Here is a 17,459-nt window from a genome sequence, read left to right on the forward strand (position 1 = left end):
GCGCGGGTCAGGTGGCCTCCCGGGCCGGTACCACAGCCGCTGTCTGCGTGGCGGCCCAGCTGGCCAGCACCTTCAGCGCATCTTCCGAGGGCGTGCCCGGCTCGGCCGTATAGATGTTGATCCGCAGCCCCGGGTCCGCGGGGAGTTCCATCGCTTCGTAGGTGAGGTCCAGGTCCCCCACGATGGAGTGGTGCAGGCGTTTGCGGCCCGTGCGGTGGTACTTCACGTCGTGCCGGGCCCAGCGGATGCGGAACTCCCCGCTGCGGGTTGAGAGCTCGCCGATCAGGTCCGAGAGGTCCTTGTCGTACGGGTTCTTCCCGGCGGTGGAGCGCAGGACCGCCACGATGTCATCCGCGCTCCGCTCCCAGTCGCGGAAGAACTCCCGCGCCTTCGGATTCAGGAAGGTGAACCGCGCGCTGTTCGGCGGAGTGACCGGCTCCGCCATCATTTCCAGGTACAGGGCCCGGCCCAGCTCATTGGAGGCCAGCACATCCCCGCGGTCGTTGCGGACCCAGGCAGGCGCCGTCGTTATGGCATCAATAACCCGCTGCACGCTGGGACGCACCGTCAAGGGACTCCGCTTGCGCCGCACCCGCGGGACGGCGGTGGCCGCGCGGGCCAGGTCGAAAAGGTGGGCCGTCTCGGCGTCGTCCAACTGCAGGGCGCGCGCCAGGGCCTCAAGGACGCTGTCCGACGCGCCGGACAGGTTTCCCCGTTCCAGCCGGATGTAATAGTCAACGCTCAGCCCGGCCAGCATCGCCACTTCTTCCCGGCGCAGCCCCGCCACGCGCCGGTTGCCGCCGTACGCGGGCAGCGCGGCCTCCTCCGGCGTGATCCGGGCACGGCGGGAGGTCAGGAATTTCCGCACGTCATCGGTGTTGGTCATGGCTCCACGGTACGCGTGCCCAAACCGGCGAAGGAGGGACTGGCAAGCCCTCCCACAATCGCGGACACCCACATAGCGTGAAGGCATGGAACTCAAACTCAACAACGGTGTCACCATGCCCGCACTCGGCCTGGGCGTTTTCCAAAGTCCCCCGGAAGAGACGACGGCGGCCGTCCAGACCGCGCTGGAGGTGGGCTACCGGCACATCGACACCGCCGCCGCGTACGGCAATGAGCGGGAGGTGGGCGAAGGGATCAGGCGTTCGGCCCTGGCGCGCGAAGACGTCTTTATCGAGACCAAGGTGTGGGTCAGCGACTACGGCTACGATCAGGCGCTGCACGCGTGGGACAAGGCCGTGGGCAAGCTGGGCGTAGAGCAGCTGGACCTGTTCATCCTGCACCAGCCCGCCCCGGACCGGTTCGACAAAACCGTCGCCGCGTACAAGGCCTTGGAAACCCTGCTCAAGGATGGACGGGTGCGGGCCATCGGCGTCAGCAACTTCATGCCCCACCACCTGCAGCAGCTGCTGGCGGAAACCGACGTGGTCCCGGCCGTCAACCAGATCGAGCTCCACCCGTATTTCCAGCAGCCGGCTGTCCAGACCATCGATGAGGACCACCGGATCCTTACCCAGGCCTGGTCACCCATCGGCGGCATCACCTTCTACCCCGGCTGGGGCGAGAACCGGAAGAACGTCATGCGCGACCCGGTGATTGCCGGCATCGCGCAGGCCCATGGCAAAACGCCCGCCCAGGTGATGCTGCGCTGGCACCTGCAGCAGGGCCGCTCCGCCATCCCCAAGTCCACCAATCCGGCACGCATTGCGGAGAACTTCGACGTGTTCGATTTCGAGCTCGCCGCCCAGGAACTCACTGCCATCGACGCCCTGGACTCCGGCGTCCGCAGCGGCCCGGACCCCGATGTGGCCCGCCCGGAGCGGTTCGCCATGGTCATCCCCGAAGCCTAGACCGCCGCAGATAGTAGGAGCACAGCATGGATTACCGCCCGCTTGGCCGCACCGGTGTGCAGGTCAGCCCCCTCTGCCTCGGCGCGATGATGTTCGGCCCGTGGGGCAACAACGACCGCGCCGACGCCACCCGCATCATCCACCGCGCCCTGGACGCCGGCATCAACTTCATCGACACCGCGGACGTGTACTCCGGCGGTGCCTCCGAAGAGATCGTGGGGGAAGCACTGGCAGGAAGGCGCGACGACGCCTTCCTCGCCACCAAGTTCTTCATGCCCATGGACGAGAAGGACCCCAACCAGCGCGGCGGCTCCCGCCGGTGGATCATGCGCGAGGTGGAGAACTCCCTGCGCCGCCTGAACACCGACTACATCGACCTCTACCAGGTGCACCGGCCCAGCCCGGACACCGACGTGGAGGAGACCCTGGGCGCCCTCACCGACCTGGTCCGCCAGGGCAAGGTGCGTTACATCGGTTCCTCGTCCTACTCCGGTTCGCAAATCGTGGAGGCGCAGTGGGCCTCCCGCGAGCGCAACCTGGAGCGGTTCGTCACCGAGCAGCCGCCCTACTCCATCCTGGTCCGCGGCATCGAGGAGGATGTCCTTCCCACGGTGCAGCGGCACGGGATGGGCACCCTCACCTACAGCCCGCTGGCCGGCGGCTGGCTTTCGGGCCGGTGGCGGAAGGACTCGGCGTCCCGGCCCACGTCGTCAGCACGGCCGAGTGCCCGGTTCGACATGACGCAGCCGGCCAACCAGCGCAAGCTCGACATCGTGGAGGAGCTGGCCCAGGTGGCCGAATGGGCAGGCGTCACGCTCATCGAGATGGCCATCGCGTTCGTCATCAACCACCCCGGCGTCACCTCCGCGATCGTGGGCCCGCGCACCATGGAGCAGCTGGAGTCCTACCTCCCGGCCGCGGACACCGTCCTGGCCCCCGAGGTGCTGGACCGCATCGACCAGCTGGTCGCCCCCGGCGTCACCGTCAACCCGGACGACAACAGTTACGGCGCCCACGAACTGACGCCCAACGCACGACGGCGGCACCGGCGCTAAGTGCCTGCCCCCGCCTAACCCCCACGAAAGGAAACACCAATGGCAACATGGCTCATCACAGGCTGCTCCACCGGACTTGGCCGGGCACTCGCGGAGGCCGTGCTCGCGTCCGGGCACAACGCCGTCGTCACCGCCCGGAACGTGGACGCGGTGCAGGACATCACTGCCGGCTTCCCGGACACCGCGCTTCCCCTGGCCCTCGACGTCACCGACAAGGCGCAGATTGCCGCAGCGGTGAAGCAGGCGGAGGAGAAGTTCGGCAGCATCGACGTGCTGGTGAACAACGCCGGCTACGGCTACCGGGCGGCGGTGGAGGAAGCGGACGACGCCGACATCCGCCGCCTGTTCGACACGAACTTTTTCGGCGCGGTGGACATGATCAAGGCAGTGTTGCCGGGCATGCGCGCCAACAAGGCCGGCTCCATCCTGAACATTTCGTCCATCGGCGCACGGATCACACCGCCCGGCTCCGGCTACTACGCGGCCACCAAGGCTGCACTGGAGGGCATGTCGGGGTCCCTCCGCAGCGAGCTGAAGCCGCTGGGCATCAATGTCACCGCGATCGAACCGGGCGGCTTCCGCACCGACTTCGCCGGCCGCTCGCTCACGCAGTCCGCTTCGGCGATCGGTGACTACGCGGACACCGCCGGCAAGCGCCGCAAGGAACACGACACCGCGCACGGCAACCAGCCCGGCGACCCGGACAAGGCAGCACGGGCGATCATCGCCGTCGTGGAATCCCCCAACCCGCCGGGCCTGCTGGTCTTGGGCACGGACGCGTTCGGCGCCTTCGGCAAGGTGGCGGAAGCCCAGCGCGCCGAGCTGGAGCAGTGGCAGGAGCTGAGCACCAGCACCGACATCACGGACTGACCCTGCTGCTGGCTTGGCCCGCCACCGTGCATTCCCGCCCAGTTGCTCTTCCGCTTTTCCCGGACCGCGCCGTGGCTGACGGCGTGTCCAGGCCCGGGTACCGGAGGGGCCGGGAGTAACTGGGCTGGAGTGCGGGGAACCGAATATGGGCAGGCGCGTCGCCGGGGATCGACGGGTCCTCGGGCCCTACCTACCGGGCCGGAACGCGCCAAGAATCGCAAGTACCAACGCGAAGAAGGGCTCCGGCGATGATGTGGGGTTACGGGCAGGGCGCAGGCTGGTGGCTCTGGGGCATCCTGATGCTCTTGGGCATAGCGCTGCTCGTCTTCGTGGCCGTGCGGGTTTTCGGCGGTGGTATCCGGAGCGGCGGGCAGGGGCGGGAAGGGCCGCCGGCATCGACGGCGCGGCAGATCCTCGATGAGCGCTTCGCGAGGGGTGAACTGACCGCGGAGCAGTACCGCGAACAGCTCAGGGTGCTCGGCGAGGGCCGGTAGTGCGCCCCATAAGCCGCCGGCAGGCGCTCCTCCTCGGCGGGCTGGGGGCTGCGGGCACTGTGGCAGGCGGAGCCGGCCTGATCTGGTCCCTGTCCTCCCCCGCCGCCCGGCCTTTTGGCGGCAGCCTGATCCAGCCGGAAGAACTCCGGAGCGGGAACGGGCAACTGCAGGTTCGGCTCGCAGCCGGCCCTGCGCAGGTCCAGCTTGGCGGGCGGCAGGCCACGGCGCTCGCGTACAACGGCAGCGTGCCCGGGCCCACCCTTCGTCTCAAGGCTGGGGACACCCTCAAGATAAGTCTCACCAACAGCCTGTCCCAGCCCACCAACCTGCACGTGCACGGCCTCCACGTGTCGCCCGAGAACAACGGGGACAACGTGTTCGTCGCGGTCGCGCCAGGCACTTCGTTCGACTACGAATACCGGCTGCCCGCGGATCACCCGCCCGGCCTGTACTGGTACCACCCCCATCATCACGGGATGGTGGCCGACCAGGTCTTCGCCGGGCTCTATGGAGCCATCATCGTGGAGGACCCTGAGCCAATCGAGTCCAGCGCCGAGCGTGTGCTGGTGGTATCGGACACCTCGGTGGACGGTTTGGGGAACATCAGCGCCACGTCAGTGATGGGGCGGATGGCGGGCCGGGAGGGCGAACTGCTCCTGGTGAACGGCCAAATCAACCCCCAGTTCACTTCCCGTCCCGGGCAGCGGGAACGGTGGCGCGTCGTCAACGCCTGTGTAGCGCGCTACCTGCAGCTGCGGCTGGACGGGCAGCAACTGCAGCTGCTGGGCATGGACTCCGGCCGGCTCGGCGAACCGCGGCAGGTGGAAGATCTGGTGATGACCCCCGGTAACCGGGCTGACCTGCTGGTCACCGCCAAGGCCGGCAACTCCTCTTTGCGCGCGTTCCGGTACAACCGCGGCAGCACCGCGGGGATGATGGGCCAGGGGCCTGGGCCGCTTGGACCCGCTGAGCCGGCCGACGGCGTGGCGCTGGCTTCTTTCCAGGTGGCCGGCGAAGCCGCCCCTCCCCAGGCAGCAGTCCCTGCACTAAGAGCGCCTTTGGACCTGAGGGGTGCAGCGCTGGCCGTCCACCGGCAAATCGTCCTGTCCGCCGGCATGGGAATGGGCGGGGCCGGCATGATGCGTTTCACCATTAACGGCAGGGAGTTCGATCCGGCCAGGACCGATATCACCGCCGGGGCCGGAACCGTCGAGGAATGGACCCTTATCAACACCAGCACGATGGACCACCCGTTCCACCTGCACGTCTGGCCCATGCAGGTCGTCGAGCAAAACGGTCAGCAAGCTTCCTCCCCCGACTGGCGCGACGTGGTGAACCTACCGGCAAACGGACGGGTCACCGTCCGGGTGGCATTCGCGGACTTCCGCGGACGCTCCGCCTACCACTGCCACATCCGGGACCATGAGGATCTTGGCATGATGGGCGCTATTGAGGTCCGGTGAGCAATCGGCACCGTGCAGGGCAACCAGCCAGGCCCCTAATGAGGCGTCAAAATTGAGTAGTTAGTACTCATGACACGGCGCGTAGCCGGTGCGAAAGTGGATTCTATAGCTCCATCACGTCACAAGAGGAACCACCATGGCAGCAAAACGGCGTCGCTCGCGCAGCAAGGGCGGCGGCACTATCGGGTGCGCCCCCTTCCTGGTCCTGATCGTCATAGCCATCATCATCAAATTCTGGTGGGTCATCCTCATCAGCCTGGGCGTGGTGGCAGTGACGGTGGCGCTGGTCCGCACTACGAAGGCTCCGCCCCGTCCGGCCCCGATACCCCCACCTAAGCCGCAACCCGTCATTGCCGCACCCCGCATCCCCGTTGGTGGCGACGACCTCACAGCCCACATGCGCAACCAGAAACGGGCCGGCCGCGAACGGGACCTGCAGGAATGGGACTACGAGTGGATCCGCCTGGCCCATCCGGGCATGAGCCTCCGCGAAGTCAATGAAATCGCGAACGCCCACTTCGCGCGCGGCCGCTCCATCGGCATCAACTGGGGTGAGCCTTCCGGCCCATGAGTCCCGGCCAACCATGCATTCCCGCCCAGTTACTCTTCCGCTCCTCCCGCGGCGCGCCGTGAGGGACGGCGTGCCCTTGGCTGTGCACCCGGGCGGCCGGGAGTAACTGGGCTGGAACGCACGCCTACCCCGAAATGGTTCCGCTGCTGCGGCCGTGCTGAAGGCCCGTGGCGAACCCGATCGTCACGGGTACCGGTGCCGGCGCCGCGCAGCAGGATCCGCCGACGGAATCACCGGCATCATGCGAGTCACTGAGGATGCTGGTGGAGCACACTCCGGTTTCCGGGAGTTCGAGTTCCACGGCGTCCGCGGCCTCGGTGTCTCCGGCCAGGGCTGCGGCGATGGAGCGGACCTGCTCGTAGCCGGTGGCCATCAGGAAGGTGGGCGCCCGGCCGTAGGACTTCATGCCGGCCAGGTAGAAGTCCTTCTCCGGCTGGGCCAGGATGCGGGCGCCGTGGGCAGGGACGGTTCCGCAGCTGTGGAAATCGGGATCGATCAGCGGGCCGAGGTCTTTGGGTGCCTCCACCGCCGGGTCCAGGTCCAGGCGCAGCTCGGAGAGCATGGCCAGGTCCGGGCGGAAACCGGTAGTGGGAATCACGCGGTCCACCTCAACAGCGCGGCCGTCCGTTGAGTGCACTGTCACCGCGCCGTCATGCACGCCGATGGAAGCGGTGTGGAAGTCCGTCAGGAGCTGGACGGCACCCGTGTCGACGGCGGTGCGGAGCCTCGCGCCGAGCTGGCCGCGGGCGGGCAGTTGGTCGGCATCCCCGCCCCCGTAGGCGCGGGCGGGTGTGGCCGCGCGGATGGCCCAGAGCACCTCGGTGCCGGGATTGGCGCGGGCCAGCCGGGCCAGGTCAAGGACCATGTTGGCCGCCGAATGGCCGGAACCTATCACCAGGGTGCGGCGGCCGGCGAAACCACCAGCTGAAACATCGGGCAGTGGCCCCGTGACCAGGCCCGCCGCCCGGGCCTCTGCCTCGCCGGGGGCGGGCAACCCTGACGATCCCAGCGGCGCCGGGGTGCTCCAGGTGCCGGAAGTATCCACCACGGCGCGGGCAAGCACCTGGGTGACCTTGCCGCCGTCGTGCTCTATCCGCAGCAGGAACGGGGCAGTGTCCCGGCCCTGGCTCCTGCCCTTGTCCATGCCCTGTCGGCTGACGGCCACCACCCGCGCCCCGGTCCTGATTCGGTCCTTCAGTTCCGGCGTTGCGGCCAGCGGTTCCAGGTACTCGGACACGATCTGGGCGCCGTACGGCAGGGCGGTGGGCCGGGGCGCTTCCCACCCGGAGCGTTCCAGCAACCGGACCGAGGCAGCGTCCAGGTTGTACTTCCACGTGGAAAAGACGCGGACGTGGCCCCACTGGCGGATGGCAGCGCCAACAGTTGGGCCTGCCTCGAGGACCAATGGCTCCAGCCCGCGTTCCAGCAGGTGCGCGGCCGCGGCCAGGCCGACGGGTCCGGCGCCGATCACGGCAACAGGCAGGGACTGCAGGGACTCAAGCGATGTAGGTTCCGGCGATGTCATGGCATGCTCCAATTCAGCTCTGGGCAGGAATGAGGGAGGCGATCAGGGCTTCCACCCGGGTCCTGATCTGGTCGCGGATGGGCCGGACGGACTCCACGCCTTTGCCGGCGGGATCCTCCAGCACCCAGTCTTCGTAGCGTTTGCCCGGGAAGTAGGGGCATTCGTCGCCGCAGCCCATGGTGATCACCACGTCAGAGTCCTGCACGGCTTCGGTGGTGAGGATCTTGGGGATCTCGGCGGACATGTCGATGCCCACCTCCGCCATGGCCTGGACCGCAGACGGGTTGACCTTCTCCGCCGGCTGCGATCCGGCGGAACGGACCTCGATGGCGCCCTGCGAGAGCGAGGTAAGGAACGCGGCGGCCATCTGGGAACGGCCGGCGTTGTGGACGCAGACGAACAGGACGGAGGGTTTGTGGCTCATGAGAGCACCTTTCGGTCAGCCGCGACGGCAGCGGCAGCGGTGAAGGAGGGGTAGAGGAAGCGGACCAGGAAGTATCCCAGGGCACCGCCCAGCAGCTGGGCCAGGATGAAGGCAGGGGCCGACGGCGGTGCGATGCCGGCAAAGGTGTCCGTGAGGGTCCGGGCGATGGTCACCGCCGGGTTGGCGAAGCTGGTGGAGCTGGTGAACCAGTAGGCGGCGGTGATATACCCGCCGACGGCGAAGGCCACCCTGTCCGCCCGGCCGGACCGGACCGTGCCGAAGATGACCAGCAGCAGCCCCACCGTGGCGATGACCTCGGCCAGCCAGAGGTCAGGCCCGGTGCGCTGGTGCGTGGACCAGGCGACCGCGTCCAGCCCGAACATCAGGTTCGCCGTGATGGTTCCGGCCAGCCCGCCCAAAACCTGGCCGGCAATCAACCCTGCCGCGGTCCTGGTGTCGATCATCCCCAGTGCACGTTCCACCAGGGTCACCACCGGATTGAACGACGCCGACACCGGCTGCAGTGCCACGATCAGCGCCACCAGCGCGGCACCCGTGGCGAGGCTGTTCTGCAAAAGCTGCAGGCCGGCGTCGTCCGGGGACAGCCTGGACGCCATGACGCCCGAGCCCACCACGGCCATCACCAGGAAGGCGGTGCCGACAAACTCGGCGGCGGCACGGCGGGAAAGTGTGCTCACGTGGCCTGCCCGCCAATCAGGGCGGCCAAATTCTGCAGCGCCTCGGTCCGGGCGCGGTAGTAGACCCACACCCCCCGCTTTTCCCGGTCCAGCAAACCCACCTCGTGGAGGATCTTCAGGTGGTGGCTGATGGTGGGCTGGGACAGCTCAAAGGCGTCATTGAGGTCGCAGACGCAGGCTTCGCTGCCGTCATGCGAGGCGACCAGGGACATCAGCCGCAGCCGGACCGGATCGGCCAGCGCCTTCAACAGCGGCGCGATTCCTTCCGCTTCCGGTTCTGACAACGGCTCCCTCGCCAGGGGCGCACAGCAGGCGACGGCCTGGACGGGGGTCAGCTCCAAAGACATAGACACGTGTAAATATTTACACTCATCTATATCTTTGGCAATCCGCGGAAATCCCCCCTGCTTCCTCCGCCCCTTGCAACGCCCACAGCCACGGCAAATAGGATGGCCCCGAGAGCTTTTGGCCGCAGACGAAGGGCGCCGCAATGATCGAGATCCTGAACCCCGCTGAAGTGGCCCGCGCACGGGAGACCGGAGCCTTGGTGGCGGACATCCTGCAGGCCATGAAGAGCCGCGCCGCCGTGGGCACCAACCTGCTGGACATCGACCAGTGGACCAAGGAGCTGATCACCGAGGCCGGGGCCGAGTCATGCTACGTGGACTATGCGCCATCGTTCGGCCGCGGCCCCTTCGGCCACTACATCTGCACGGGCGTCAACGATGCCGTGCTGCACGGACTGCCGCACAACTACGAACTGGCCGACGGCGACCTGCTCACCCTGGACCTCGCCGTCGTGAAAAACGGGGTGGCCGCCGACGCTGCCATCAGCTTCCTGGTGGGCGATTCGCGGCCGGCGGAGAGCGTGGCGATGATTGAGGCCACCGAGCGGGCCCTGGCCGCCGGGATCGCTGCGGCAGGGCCAACGGCAAAGATCGGCGACATCTCCTACGCCATCGGCCGCGTTCTCACCGACGCGGGGTACCCCATCAACACGCAGTTCGGCGGGCACGGCATCGGCTCCACCATGCACCAGGACCCGCACGTGCCCAACATGGGCCGGCCCGGCCGCGGCTTCAAGCTCCGGCCCGGGCTGCTGCTGGCGCTGGAACCGTGGATCATGGCGGACACGGCTGAACTGGTGACGGACGACGACGGGTGGACGCTCCGGAGCGCCACAGGCTGCCGGACGGCCCACACGGAACACACCATCGCCATTACCGACGACGGCGCCGAGATCCTGACGCTGCCCTCGCGGTAGGTGCCGGGCCGCTTCGCCCGCTGCCGCGGCTGAGCCGGCGCCCGGAGTACGAGCGCGCGGAGTACCGGCGCCACTTCAGTAGAGGTAGACGTCCACCAGCAGAGCGGCCAGCGCGGTGAGGGCGGCGGTCGCTGCCACGCCGCGGGCTGCGTCCCGCCTGCAGGGCCCGGACATGAGGGCGATGGCGGTGCCGGCAAGGGTGAACACTCCCGTTCCCGTATCCTGCCAGCTGATGGGGAACGGCGGGAACGGCAGGTCGTGGGAGAACAGGCCGATCGCTGCAGTCCAGTTAAGGATCGAATTCCAGGCCATGGGCATCAGGAGAGCCGCGGCTGCTGCCGTTGCCACGACCCCCACGCGCCGTTCCCTCCGCACCAGCAGGAGCAGGACCAGTGCCACGACGGCGGACAACAGGGCGCCCACGAACATCGCTTGCAGGCTCATCAAAAGCCCCCGGGGTTCATTACCCGCATACGTCCAGTCTAGGCACCGGAGGCAGGTACGGACCCGGCGCCGGGAGGTCCTTCTATTCGGTCCCGGCCACGGAACTGCGGCGTTCCAGGAGCAGCGTGTCCTGCCAGTGGCCCGCCTTGGGGCCGTGGTTGATCCGGGCAATCCGTTCCCGGGTTCCCACCACCCGGAAGCCCAGCTTCCGGTGCAGGGCAAGGCTCGCCATGTTCTCAGGGAAAATGCTGGACTGGATGGTCCAGATTCCGGCCGCTTCCGTCGACTCAATCAGGGCGTCCAGGAGCAGCCGGCCCACGCCGCGGCCCTGTGCCTGCGGGGCAACATAGATGGAGTGCTCCACGAGGCCCCGGTACACCTCCCGTGAAGAAACCCGGGAGACCGCGGCCCATCCCAGGACCCTGCCCGCATCTTCGGCGACGATCCGGTGGCCAGGCAGCCGGACGCCGTCGAACGCTTCCCAGGTGGGCGGCTCGCTCTCAAAGGTCGCCTCCCCCGTGGCAATGCCGGCGGCGTAGATCGCGTGGACCGCTGTCCAGTCGTCAGGGCACATGGGGCGGATGGTGACGGGACTGTCCATGCGTCCCATTATGGTGGCGCGCTGGCACTCCTCCGTCCCGCGAGATGGCACTTCACGGCGATGCTCCGCGGAAACATTGCCGTCAAGTGCCATCTCGCGGGGAAGGGTGTGGGCGTTACGGTGCGACGGCGGTCAGCCGACGTGGACCCACGGGCGCTGGGTGACATCCGGGACGGCCTCGCGCAGCACCTCCCGGGTCACCGGCGCGATCTCTCCCTCGCCCAGGAACAGGAACCGTACCAGGTTGTTGATCGGGTTGCCCTCGGTCCAGCGGAAGTAGATGTGCGGCATGAGCCCGGTGATGTCCCTGATGTGCAGCAGGACGGAGGCGATGGTGTTGGGGACCACGGGGCCGTGGACTTCGAGGATGTGATACCCATGCCGGTTCACTCCCTTGACGTGCAGCTCGGTTTCGAAGTCCGAGGAATCATCCACCACAACCTCGAGGAACAGGGCGTCGCCGGCCAGCGGCAGGTGGCTGACCTCGATGGCGGACTCCAGCTTGTCCCGGTACGCTTCCGCGGTCATCCGCAGCGGCTCGTGCGCGATGATCGCGATGGGCCCGTCCAGGGTGCTGGACATGAACTCCAGGGCCTGCTGGTCCAGGTGCACCCGGGTGGCATGCAGCTCGAAGGAGCGGCGGACCCGGGACAGCAGCGAGATGACGATGATCCCAAGGATGAAGATGGCGGCGATCCGGATGCCCTCGGGCCGTTCGAAGATGTTGGCCACCGTGGTGTAGGCGAACACCACGGTGATGGCGCCGAAACCCACCGTGAGGTTCCGCTGCCCGTGACGGCGCGCCGATAGCGTGACGGCCACGGCGGCGGAGGTCATCAGCACCAGGACGCCGGTGGCGTAGGCACCGCCCTGGGCATCGACGTCGGCCTTGAAGATGAAGGTGATCAGGAAGCCGACCAGGGTGAAGACGAGCACCAGCGGCCGGACGGCCTTGGCCCAGGCCGGAGCCATGCCGTACCGCGGCAGGTAGCGGGGCACTAGGTTCAGCAGGCCGGCCATCGCCGACGCACCGGCGAACCAGAGGATGGCGATGGTGCTGATGTCATAAACGCTGCCGAACCCCACACCGAGGTATTCGTGCGCCAGGAAGGCCAGGGCACGGCCGTTCGCCTGGCCACCGGGCTGGAATTCCTGTTCCGGGATCAGGACAACCGTAATGAAGCTGGTGGTCAGCAGGAAGGCGCTCATGATCACGGCGGCGGTGGTGAGCATGCGGCGGGTACCCCGGATGCGGCCGGCCGGATTTTCTTCGGTGTCGTCCGCTTTCCCCAGGACCTGCGGCATCACGGCCACGCCGGTTTCGAAGCCGGACAGTCCCAGGGCCAGTTTGGGGAACACGAGGAGCGCGATGGCCACGGCCATCACCGGATTTCCGTGCGACACCCACAGGTTGGTCCACCAATCCCCCATGGCGGCGGGGTGCGAGAGTACCTGAGCGAAAGTAACGGCAACCACGATGGCGTTCAGGCCCAGGTAGAACACCACCAGGACAACGGCGATGCCGATGGCTTCCTTGAAGCCGCGCAGGAACACAGCGGCCAGCAACGCAAGCAGGAAGAGCGTTACGGGGACGTTCTGGCCCTGCAGCCACCCCGGAGCCACCGGGTTCCCGAGCAGGTGCGCGGTGGCGTCTGCTGCCGAAAGGGTCATGGTGATCATGAAGTCGGTGGCTGCGAATCCCAGGAGGACCAGCACCAGGAGCTTGCCGCCCCAGCGCGGCAGCAGCCGCTCGAGCATGGCGATGGAGCCTTCACCGCGGGGGCTTTCGCCGGCAACCCTGCGGTAAACCGGGAGGGCGCCGAGCAGGGTCACCGCCACCAGCACCAGGGTGGCCAGCGGAGAGATGACCCCTGCAGCGAGCGCGGCGATGGCCGGTTGGTAGCCAAGGGTGGAGAAGTAGTCCACGCCCGTCAGGCACATCACCTGCCACCACGAGTGCTTCTTTTCGTGCTGCGTGGGCACGCCGCCCGGCCCGGGGTGGGCGCCTTTGCTGTCCTGGAGCCCAAACAGCAGCCAGCCCTGGAACGCTTTCCTTCCGCGCGGGTGTGGCGCGGAAGGATCCGCCGGGGGCCTGCTTAACGTGGTCATGTCTGCCTTTCCGCGCTGCCCTTTGCACCGCGACCATCTGCGAAGCTAGCACCGGCCAAAACGCCTCAAGCGGCAAAACAGGATTTCTTAATGAATCCTTGACGCCGGGTTTGGGACGCCAGGCTGTGGGACTAGGATGGGCCCACCGCGGCACCTGAACGTGGTAGGCCACGGAAAGCACAGAGGAACACCGAAAGGAACCCGGCACCATGGCAGACACTCCCAATCCCATCCAGATCCAGAAGTTCCTGGGCGGCATCGACTACCCGGCGAAGCGTGAAGACCTGCTGTCCCGCGCCAAGGAAGCCGGCGCCGACGACAACGTCATGAAGGCCCTCGAAGCACTCCCCGACCGGGAATACGACAGCCCCACCGCTGTCAGCTCCGCGATTTCGGACAGCAACTCCTAGGCGGGTTCGCAGGAGGCGGTTTCCGCCCCCAGTAAGCTGGCGGCATGCCCGCCCTTGCCGCCCTGCTGCCCACCCTGGTGGCCATTGCCATCCTGGCGGCACTCACGGTGGGCATCCTGTGGGGCGCGCGGACGCCGTCGTACCTCTCCCCTGCCCTGGCCATCCTCCGCGGCGCGGCCCAGCTGGCGGTGATCAGCCTGGTGCTGGGCGGCGTCATCACCAACCCGCTGTGGGTGGGGGCGGCCCTGTTGGTCATGTTCACCGTGGCATCCGTGACGGCGACGCGGCGGCTCACCTGGTCCTGGCGGCGCTTTGCCGTGGTGGCCGCAACGATGGCTGCGGGCATCCTGGTGACGGTGGCCATCGTGTTTGGCACAGGTGCCATCGAATTCTCCCCGCGATACGCGCTGGCGGTGGGCGGGATCGTGATCGGCAACTCCATGACCATCGCCACGCTTGCCGGCCGCCGCTTCTTCGAGGCCGTCCTGGAGCAGTGGGACCAGGTAGAGGGCTGGCTGGCGCTGGGGGCAACCCCCCGGCAGGCCACCCTGATCCAGGCCCGGCAGGCAGTGCACTCGGCGTTGATCCCGTCCACGGACCAGACCAAGACCACCGGGCTTGTCACACTGCCCGGCGCGTTCGTGGGTGCCATCTTCGGCGGCGCCTCTCCCCTGGAGGCGGGCCGGTTCCAGGTGGTGGTGCTGGCCTCGATCATGGCGGCCGGATCCATCACCGCCGTGGCGCTGATCCGTTCGCTGGGCAACGTGAAGGTGCGTCCCGAGCCGCTGTGACCGGGACGGTTTCTGCCCGGACGGTTTGGCGCTGCGGAAGTTCATTCCCGCGCCGCAAAAACGATGGCGCTACCGATATTTCGGTCGCGCCATCGTTTTTGCGCGTCGAAAGTACCGTCGCGCGTCGAATATATGTATTTGAGATCTAGCCCTGCTTTACCAGCGCTGCTTCCAGGTTGATCTTCACCTTGTCGCTGACCAGCACGCCGCCGGCTTCCAGGGCTGCGTTCCAGGTCAGCCCGAACTCCTTGCGGCTGATCTCGGTTTCAGCGGAGAACCCGGCACGGGTGGCGCCGAAGGGATCCACAGCAACACCGGTGAACTCGACCTCAAGTTCCACGGGCCGGGTGACACCCTTGATGGTGAGGTCCCCGGTCAGCGTGTACTCCTCGCCGTCGCCCTCGACATGGGTGCCGCGGAACGTCATCTCGGGGTACTGCTCCACGTCGAAGAAATCAGCCCCGCGGACATGGGCGTCCCGGTTGGCATCCCCGGAAGTGAAGCTGGCGGTGTACACCGTGGCATGCACGGACGAGTCCGCCAGGGATTCGCCCACGCGCGCTTCCGCCGACGCTTCTGTGAAGCGGCCCCGGACCTTGCTGATCCCGGCATGGCGGACGCTGAAGCCGATCTCGCTGTGGGCCATGTCCAGGGTCCATGTTCCCGGCGTGAGTTCCTTGGGAAGGGTCATCGCTGTTCTCCTTACTCGTAGGGCCGCAGGCGCTTCTGCCCGCTAAAGGCGCAATATTCCAGACACCCCTAAATATTCCCCACAAAACCCGCAGACGTAATAGGGCGACTTGAACCCGGAGCGAATTCCGGGCGTATACATAAACGTGGCTCTACGACTCCTGACCGCACTGGCGCTGTTCATCGACTCCGGCGTCCACTTCTTCCTGGCCCCGGGCTACCAGAACGCGCAGCCGGGCACCATCAGCCAAGGCACCCTGTTCCTGCTCGAGGCGGCCGCGGCGCTGGTGGCCGGCGTCTACGTCCTGGTCCGCGGCAGCAGGGCTGCCTACGCCCTGGCCCTGGTGGTGGCACTCAGCGCGTTCGCCGCCGTCGTGCTTTACCGGTACGTGGACATCCCGGCCATCGGGCCCATCCCGGCCATGTACGACCCCGTCTGGTTCTTCTCCAAAACCCTCAGTGCCGTCGCCGAGGGCGCCGGGACCATGCTGGCGATCGCCGGCCTGGTCCGGACCGGCCACAGGGCACGGTACGACGACGGCAGCAGGCTTCCGGCCGGGCGTCGCCGGCGGTGAGGATCACCGCAGCCATTGCTAGCATGCGAGGGGAGGTCCGGATGAGCGCAGCTGAACGGGCACTGCCGGACGCGCTGGCCGCCCTTGTGGCCTACGGGCTGGCGGCACTGTGGCTGCTCACGCTGACCCCGTCCGCTCCAATGACCCAGCTGGCCGGGCTGGCCGCCGGCGCCGTGGTGGCCGGTGGCGCCGTCGGCTCCATCCTGCGGCGCGTCCCGCGCTTCTCCACGCCCGCCGACCGTGTCACCCTCCTGCGCGCCGTCCTCGTGGCCCTTTGCGCCGTGTTGGCCGTGCAGCAACTGTTCACCGGGCCCCGCACGGACCTGCTCCTGCCAGTCCTGGGCGGCGCCACGTTCCTCCTGGACGGGCTCGATGGCGCGGTGGCCCGGCGCACCGGCACCTCGTCGGCGGAGGGAGCCCGCTTCGATGGAGCCACGGACGCCGCCCTGGTCCTGGTCCTGTCCGTCGCGGCCGCCGCCGTCGTTGGTCCCTGGACCCTGGCCACCGGGGCCATGTACTACGCATTCTCTGCCGCCGGCTTCCTCCGGCCGCACCTCCGTGCAACGCTGCCGCCGAGCACGTCCCGCAAGGCAATCGGGGCGTTCCAGCCGTTCGCGCTGCTGGTGGCACTGCTGCCGGTGACTCCGCCCAGTGCGGCGGTTGCGGCGCCGGCCCTGGCCCTTGGCCTGCTCACGTTTTCCTTCACGCGGGACGTGGTCCAGCTGGAGAGCCGCCACCGGGCGGTGGTTTTGGACGCGGAGGCCGGGCTTACGGCGCTTTAGCCGAGTGCTGTGCAGCCAGGTGCTCCAGCATCGCCGTAGCCACGGCGTCCGGTGAATCCTCCGTGGGGATGTGCTTACCGTCCACCTCCACCAGGTCCGCGTTGGGGACCTCCTCCACGTACCGGCGGGCAAACCCGATTTTCTGGAAGTCGTCGTCACGGCCCCATACCAGGCGGGTGGGGATTGCGGCTTCCTTGAGGGCCGGGACCAAGTCCAGGGTGTAGCGGGGATCGGCGGCCGCTGCCATGGCCATCCACGAGCGTGACCGGGCCGGAGAATGCCACGGCGACAGGTAGTCCTCCAGTTCCTCCTCGGTGAGCGTCCGGGTGGCGCTGCCCTGCGTGGACTTGCGGCGTGCAGCGAGGAGGTCCTCCTCGCTGGTGTTTGCCCGCACGTCAGGCTCCCGGAAACGCTCGACGGCGGGCACCGGCCAGGAGTCGAACATGACGGCGTTCATCAGAACCATCTTCCGGACCCTCCCGCTGTAGGCGGCGAGCTGCTGGGCCACGCCGCCGCCGATGTCGTGGGCAGCGACGTCAAACTCCCCGATGCCGAGGGCATCCGCGGCATCGAGCACGGTCTGCACCAGGGCCGGTACGCTGGCCTGCTCAACATCCAGCTCTCCCCCGCTCCGGCCGAAGCCCGGAAAGTCCAGCGCGTAGCAGCGGCTGTGTTCGCCAAGGGCCGGCAGGACGGGCTGCCACACCCGGCTCCAGAAGGTGCCGTGCAGCAGGATCAGCGGCGGGGCGCCCTCATCCCCCGCCGCGAGGTAGGACAGCGGGATGCCGTTCACGTCAACGGTATGGCGTTCGACGGGCTGGGCCATGGGTGGTCTCCGTT

Annotated in this window: 21 protein-coding genes; 11 read left to right on the plus strand and 10 right to left on the minus strand. The window is 67.9% G+C overall.

The window, feature by feature from the left end; genetic code table 11:
- Positions 1–7 precede the first annotated feature (7 nt).
- Entirely contained in the window at positions 8–886 is an 879-nt protein-coding gene (locus ACETK3_RS02355) for a helix-turn-helix transcriptional regulator (RefSeq protein WP_373992463.1), read from the minus strand.
- 85 nt (positions 887–971) lie between these two features.
- Between ACETK3_RS02355 and ACETK3_RS02360 the strand changes: the two genes are divergently transcribed.
- The 6 genes from ACETK3_RS02360 (at position 972) to ACETK3_RS02385 (ending at position 6,306) form a co-directional block, all read left to right on the plus strand.
- Positions 972–1,853, plus strand: coding sequence for an aldo/keto reductase (locus ACETK3_RS02360; RefSeq protein ID WP_237428803.1), 882 nt, complete (start codon positions 972–974; stop codon positions 1,851–1,853).
- 26 nt (positions 1,854–1,879) lie between these two features.
- Entirely contained in the window at positions 1,880–2,908 is a 1,029-nt protein-coding gene (locus tag ACETK3_RS02365) for an aldo/keto reductase (RefSeq protein ID WP_237428804.1), read from the plus strand.
- 39 nt (positions 2,909–2,947) lie between these two features.
- A complete protein-coding gene (locus ACETK3_RS02370) occupies positions 2,948–3,778 on the plus strand; it encodes an oxidoreductase (RefSeq protein ID WP_236799397.1) in 831 nt (276 codons plus the stop codon).
- 248 nt (positions 3,779–4,026) lie between these two features.
- Positions 4,027–4,272 carry an SHOCT domain-containing protein gene (locus tag ACETK3_RS02375; protein ID WP_237428805.1) on the plus strand — a complete coding sequence of 82 codons (246 nt, stop codon included), beginning with the start codon at positions 4,027–4,029 and terminating at the stop codon, positions 4,270–4,272.
- Positions 4,272–5,735, plus strand: coding sequence for a multicopper oxidase family protein (locus ACETK3_RS02380; protein WP_237428806.1), 1,464 nt, complete (start codon positions 4,272–4,274; stop codon positions 5,733–5,735). Before ACETK3_RS02375 ends, ACETK3_RS02380 begins: the two co-directional genes overlap by 1 nt.
- 136 nt (positions 5,736–5,871) lie before the next feature.
- On the plus strand, positions 5,872–6,306 hold the full coding sequence (locus ACETK3_RS02385; protein ID WP_237428807.1) for a hypothetical protein: 435 nt from the start codon (positions 5,872–5,874) through the stop codon (positions 6,304–6,306).
- 124 nt (positions 6,307–6,430) lie between these two features.
- Here the strand turns inward: ACETK3_RS02385 and ACETK3_RS02390 are convergent, their stop codons facing one another.
- From ACETK3_RS02390 to ACETK3_RS02405, 4 genes are read right to left on the minus strand one after another with little or no spacing between them, the layout of a single operon-like run.
- Positions 6,431–7,831 (minus strand): FAD-dependent oxidoreductase, encoded by a 1,401-nt coding sequence (locus tag ACETK3_RS02390; RefSeq protein ID WP_237428808.1) that lies wholly within the window; start codon positions 7,829–7,831, stop codon positions 6,431–6,433.
- A gap of 13 nt (positions 7,832–7,844) precedes the next feature.
- Positions 7,845–8,255 (minus strand): arsenate reductase ArsC, encoded by a 411-nt coding sequence (locus ACETK3_RS02395; RefSeq protein ID WP_236799405.1) that lies wholly within the window; start codon positions 8,253–8,255, stop codon positions 7,845–7,847.
- Entirely contained in the window at positions 8,252–8,953 is a 702-nt protein-coding gene (locus ACETK3_RS02400) for an aquaporin (RefSeq protein ID WP_373992464.1), read from the minus strand. Before ACETK3_RS02400 ends, ACETK3_RS02395 begins: the two co-directional genes overlap by 4 nt.
- Entirely contained in the window at positions 8,950–9,300 is a 351-nt protein-coding gene (locus ACETK3_RS02405) for a metalloregulator ArsR/SmtB family transcription factor (protein WP_373992542.1), read from the minus strand. The genes ACETK3_RS02400 and ACETK3_RS02405 overlap by 4 nt, the downstream gene beginning before the upstream one ends.
- Positions 9,301–9,443: 143 nt before the next feature.
- Here ACETK3_RS02405 and map point away from each other — a divergent pair, with 143 nt between their 5' ends.
- Entirely contained in the window at positions 9,444–10,217 is a 774-nt protein-coding gene (gene map, locus ACETK3_RS02410) for a type I methionyl aminopeptidase (RefSeq protein ID WP_236820341.1), read from the plus strand.
- Positions 10,218–10,292: 75 nt separating this feature from the next.
- Here map and ACETK3_RS02415 read toward each other — a convergent pair whose 3' ends face one another.
- From ACETK3_RS02415 to ACETK3_RS02425, 3 genes are all read right to left on the minus strand, one after another.
- Positions 10,293–10,661: a hypothetical protein gene (locus ACETK3_RS02415; RefSeq protein ID WP_236820342.1), complete on the minus strand. Its 369-nt coding sequence runs from the start codon at positions 10,659–10,661 to the stop codon at positions 10,293–10,295.
- An 82-nt stretch (positions 10,662–10,743) separates the two neighbouring features.
- Entirely contained in the window at positions 10,744–11,262 is a 519-nt protein-coding gene (locus tag ACETK3_RS02420) for a GNAT family N-acetyltransferase (RefSeq protein ID WP_237428810.1), read from the minus strand.
- Positions 11,263–11,394: 132 nt separating this feature from the next.
- Positions 11,395–13,371: an amino acid transporter gene (locus tag ACETK3_RS02425; RefSeq protein WP_306970720.1), complete on the minus strand. Its 1,977-nt coding sequence runs from the start codon at positions 13,369–13,371 to the stop codon at positions 11,395–11,397.
- A gap of 209 nt (positions 13,372–13,580) precedes the next feature.
- Between ACETK3_RS02425 and ACETK3_RS02430 the strand changes: the two genes are divergently transcribed.
- Together ACETK3_RS02430 and ACETK3_RS02435 are read left to right on the plus strand one after the other, a co-directional pair.
- Entirely contained in the window at positions 13,581–13,781 is a 201-nt protein-coding gene (locus tag ACETK3_RS02430; protein ID WP_373992465.1) for a DUF2795 domain-containing protein, read from the plus strand.
- Positions 13,782–13,825: 44 nt separating this feature from the next.
- Positions 13,826–14,572 carry an ABC transporter permease gene (locus tag ACETK3_RS02435; protein ID WP_236820345.1) on the plus strand — a complete coding sequence of 249 codons (747 nt, stop codon included), beginning with the start codon at positions 13,826–13,828 and terminating at the stop codon, positions 14,570–14,572.
- A gap of 145 nt (positions 14,573–14,717) precedes the next feature.
- On the opposite strand, the gene ACETK3_RS02440 is transcribed toward ACETK3_RS02435, so the two are convergent.
- On the minus strand, positions 14,718–15,263 hold the full coding sequence (locus ACETK3_RS02440; RefSeq protein ID WP_236799414.1) for a YceI family protein: 546 nt from the start codon (positions 15,261–15,263) through the stop codon (positions 14,718–14,720).
- Positions 15,264–15,408: 145 nt separating this feature from the next.
- On the opposite strand from ACETK3_RS02440, the gene ACETK3_RS02445 reads away from it, so the two are divergent.
- A complete protein-coding gene (locus ACETK3_RS02445) occupies positions 15,409–15,837 on the plus strand; it encodes a hypothetical protein (RefSeq protein WP_237428812.1) in 429 nt (142 codons plus the stop codon).
- Positions 15,838–15,878: 41 nt separating this feature from the next.
- Positions 15,879–16,619 (plus strand): CDP-alcohol phosphatidyltransferase family protein, encoded by a 741-nt coding sequence (locus ACETK3_RS02450; RefSeq protein WP_237428813.1) that lies wholly within the window; start codon positions 15,879–15,881, stop codon positions 16,617–16,619.
- Here the strand turns inward: ACETK3_RS02450 and ACETK3_RS02455 are convergent.
- Positions 16,606–17,445: an alpha/beta fold hydrolase gene (locus tag ACETK3_RS02455; protein ID WP_237428814.1), complete on the minus strand. Its 840-nt coding sequence runs from the start codon at positions 17,443–17,445 to the stop codon at positions 16,606–16,608. The genes ACETK3_RS02450 and ACETK3_RS02455 overlap by 14 nt on opposite strands.
- Between the last annotated feature and the right edge of the window lie 14 nt (positions 17,446–17,459).

The sequence above is a fragment of the Arthrobacter sp. E44 genome, assembly GCF_041877125.1.
Taxonomy (GTDB): domain Bacteria; phylum Actinomycetota; class Actinomycetes; order Actinomycetales; family Micrococcaceae; genus Arthrobacter.

Bases quoted from the DNA above. Each gene is read 5' to 3' on its own strand.
- ACETK3_RS02425 (WP_306970720.1), bottom strand. From the start codon at position 13,371: ATGACCACGTTAAGCAGGCCCCCGGCGGATCCTTCCGCGCCACACCCG.
- ACETK3_RS02360 (WP_237428803.1), top strand. From the start codon at position 972: ATGGAACTCAAACTCAACAACGGTGTCACCATGCCCGCACTCGGCCTG.
- ACETK3_RS02365 (WP_237428804.1), top strand. From the start codon at position 1,880: ATGGATTACCGCCCGCTTGGCCGCACCGGTGTGCAGGTCAGCCCCCTC.
- ACETK3_RS02450 (WP_237428813.1), top strand. From the start codon at position 15,879: ATGAGCGCAGCTGAACGGGCACTGCCGGACGCGCTGGCCGCCCTTGTG.
- ACETK3_RS02375 (WP_237428805.1), top strand. From the start codon at position 4,027: ATGATGTGGGGTTACGGGCAGGGCGCAGGCTGGTGGCTCTGGGGCATC.
- ACETK3_RS02415 (WP_236820342.1), bottom strand. From the start codon at position 10,661: ATGAGCCTGCAAGCGATGTTCGTGGGCGCCCTGTTGTCCGCCGTCGTG.
- ACETK3_RS02455 (WP_237428814.1), bottom strand. From the start codon at position 17,445: ATGGCCCAGCCCGTCGAACGCCATACCGTTGACGTGAACGGCATCCCG.
- ACETK3_RS02405 (WP_373992542.1), bottom strand. From the start codon at position 9,300: ATGTCTTTGGAGCTGACCCCCGTCCAGGCCGTCGCCTGCTGTGCGCCC.
- ACETK3_RS02395 (WP_236799405.1), bottom strand. From the start codon at position 8,255: ATGAGCCACAAACCCTCCGTCCTGTTCGTCTGCGTCCACAACGCCGGC.
- map (WP_236820341.1), top strand. From the start codon at position 9,444: ATGATCGAGATCCTGAACCCCGCTGAAGTGGCCCGCGCACGGGAGACC.
- ACETK3_RS02370 (WP_236799397.1), top strand. From the start codon at position 2,948: ATGGCAACATGGCTCATCACAGGCTGCTCCACCGGACTTGGCCGGGCA.
- ACETK3_RS02440 (WP_236799414.1), bottom strand. From the start codon at position 15,263: ATGACCCTTCCCAAGGAACTCACGCCGGGAACATGGACCCTGGACATG.
- ACETK3_RS02355 (WP_373992463.1), bottom strand. From the start codon at position 886: ATGACCAACACCGATGACGTGCGGAAATTCCTGACCTCCCGCCGTGCC.
- ACETK3_RS02420 (WP_237428810.1), bottom strand. From the start codon at position 11,262: ATGGACAGTCCCGTCACCATCCGCCCCATGTGCCCTGACGACTGGACA.
- ACETK3_RS02435 (WP_236820345.1), top strand. From the start codon at position 13,826: ATGCCCGCCCTTGCCGCCCTGCTGCCCACCCTGGTGGCCATTGCCATC.
- ACETK3_RS02430 (WP_373992465.1), top strand. From the start codon at position 13,581: ATGGCAGACACTCCCAATCCCATCCAGATCCAGAAGTTCCTGGGCGGC.
- ACETK3_RS02385 (WP_237428807.1), top strand. From the start codon at position 5,872: ATGGCAGCAAAACGGCGTCGCTCGCGCAGCAAGGGCGGCGGCACTATC.
- ACETK3_RS02390 (WP_237428808.1), bottom strand. From the start codon at position 7,831: ATGACATCGCCGGAACCTACATCGCTTGAGTCCCTGCAGTCCCTGCCT.